Source organism: Mesorhizobium sp. M7A.F.Ca.CA.003.01.2.1 (assembly GCF_003998945.1).
GTDB classification, from domain to species: domain Bacteria; phylum Pseudomonadota; class Alphaproteobacteria; order Rhizobiales; family Rhizobiaceae; genus Mesorhizobium; species Mesorhizobium ciceri.
Window position 1 is genome coordinate 1 of sequence record NZ_RZRA01001010.1, and the last position, 1,922, is coordinate 1,922.

The window sequence follows — 1,922 nt, forward strand, 5'->3', positions numbered from 1 at the left end:
GCTCGACACGGTCAACAACGGTTTTCAGAGCCGGTTCGAGAAACTGGACAGCCAGTTGCAAGGCAGCTTCAACGAGATCGATGCCAGCATTGCCCGGCTTGGGCAGACTATGCCGGTCGCCGGCGGCGAGGCCATGCCGGGCGTGGAAGAACCGTCCGAAATCGCCACCAGCACGCTGGCGCAAGCGCCCGAAGCCCTCGGCGGCGAGAGCGCGAGCGAACCCGGCGTCATCGAAGCGCCCGCACCCAGGAGGAGAATCGCATCGGCGTCGCCCCCTGCTCCCAGCTCCAATTACCAGCGCATCCAGCAGCCCGACGGCAAGGTCTATTACCGCCGGATCAACTAGACCCAGCAGAGCCCGGATCGTGCAAGGTGTAAGTGGCGAACGATCTAGAGATCGCGCTGCAGCGCCAGGATGCGGATGGCCCGGACGGACCGCTCCCGCGCCTCGGTGAGGAAGGCGATGTGGCAGTAGGCACAGGCCACGAAGCCCAAAAGCAGCACCAAGCTGTTCTTGAAGGTGAAATCGACGGCCAGCGAATAGGGAAGACCCTTGGGCGACGTGAATTCGGCAATCGTGCTTGCCGTTTCCGAATGGCTGCCGACCGCGATCATCAGCCCGGCGAAAATCAGGGCGATATGGTTGGCGAGGAAGAAGAAAGCCGACCGCTTGGCGTGGCACGCCATCCAGCAGACGATCGATGCGGCGGCAAGGATAGCGGCTTCGAAAGCCATGGAACCGCCCAGCCAGACATCCACCTGCTGCCAAAGCACCGTCGACAAGGGGCGCAGTTCAAGCCATAGCCACCATGCGGTGGGGCTGGCTGGATAGATGCCCAGCAACAAGGTCGCCATGCGCTCCCCTGCCAGGACCGCCAGAATGAGAAACGGAAAGGCGAAAAGCAGGAGCGGCTTGCGTTTCATGTTCCCTCGACAATCTGCAGGCCAGGATAGGCCGCATAGATTGCGCAAGGCTTAACAACCCTACTTCCGGCCCTCTCCCGATTGCGAGCGTTCGAGGACGGCGAAGAAGATCACGGTGAGCAGAAGCACGATCAGCAGCAGCACGAACGCGGCTGCCGCGCCTTCGTTGAGCGAAAGGCCGAGAAAGGCACGGCGATAGGCAAAGAAGCTCAGCACTTCGGTCGCGTTGCCCGGCCCGCCCTTGGTCAGGACATAGGGCAGATCGTAGGTCCGGAATTCGTTGATCAGCTGGATGATGATGGTGATCGCCGCGACCGGCCGAAGCATCGGCAGCGTGATGTAGAGGAATTGCTGCCAGCCGCGCGCGCCGTCCACTTCAGCAGCCTCATAGGGATCGCGCGGCAAAGCGGCGAGCCCCGCGGCGAGGATCAGCACGACGAAGGACATTTGCTGCCAGATGTCGATCGCCGCCATCGTCCAGAGTGCCATGCCTGGCGTGCCTAGCCAGTCGAGGCGCGGCAGGCCTGATATCTCCATGAGATGATTGGCGATGCCGAGATTGGGCTGGAGCAGCATGCGCCAGATCAGGGCGACGCTGATCGGCGACATCGCCATGGGAATGGTCAGAACCGCGAAATAGACCGGCTTCATCCGGACCGTCCGGTTGAGCATCAGGGCAATGCCGAGCCCGATCACGAATTCGCCGACCACGGTCACCGCCGAATAGCGCACGGTGAGCCAGAGCGCGTTCCAGAACAGCTCATCGCCGATCATCGAAGCGAAATTCTTGAACCCGACAAGCGGCAGGAGCTGCGGCTTGATCAAGGTCATCGAGGAGATCGAGAGGATGCAGGCATAGGCCAGGGGAAAGCCCATCACGATCGCCAGCAGCAGCAGGCCGGGCAAGGCAAAGGCCCAGCCGGTCCGCCACTCGCGGCCACGGGCAGCCCATCCTTTTTTGATCGCATTGTGCATCGTGGCCGAGCCTTGGTCCTGTC

The 1,922-nt window shown here is 62.3% G+C and carries 2 protein-coding genes and 1 pseudogene; 1 reads left to right on the plus strand and 2 read right to left on the minus strand.

The window, feature by feature from the left end; all coding sequences use genetic code 11:
- A pseudogene (locus EN969_RS28950) lies at window positions 1–346 on the plus strand (hypothetical protein); the annotation flags it as partial.
- Window positions 347–390: 44 nt separating this feature from the next.
- On the opposite strand, the gene EN969_RS28955 reads toward EN969_RS28950, so the two are convergent.
- Together EN969_RS28955 and EN969_RS28960 are read right to left on the minus strand one after the other, a co-directional pair.
- Window positions 391–924 carry a hypothetical protein gene (locus EN969_RS28955; RefSeq protein ID WP_063170086.1) on the minus strand — a complete coding sequence of 178 codons (534 nt, stop codon included), beginning with the start codon at window positions 922–924 and terminating at the stop codon, window positions 391–393.
- A 60-nt stretch (window positions 925–984) separates the two neighbouring features.
- A complete protein-coding gene (locus EN969_RS28960) occupies window positions 985–1,899 on the minus strand; it encodes a sugar ABC transporter permease (protein WP_013530273.1) in 915 nt (304 codons plus the stop codon).
- Between the last annotated feature and the right edge of the window lie 23 nt (window positions 1,900–1,922).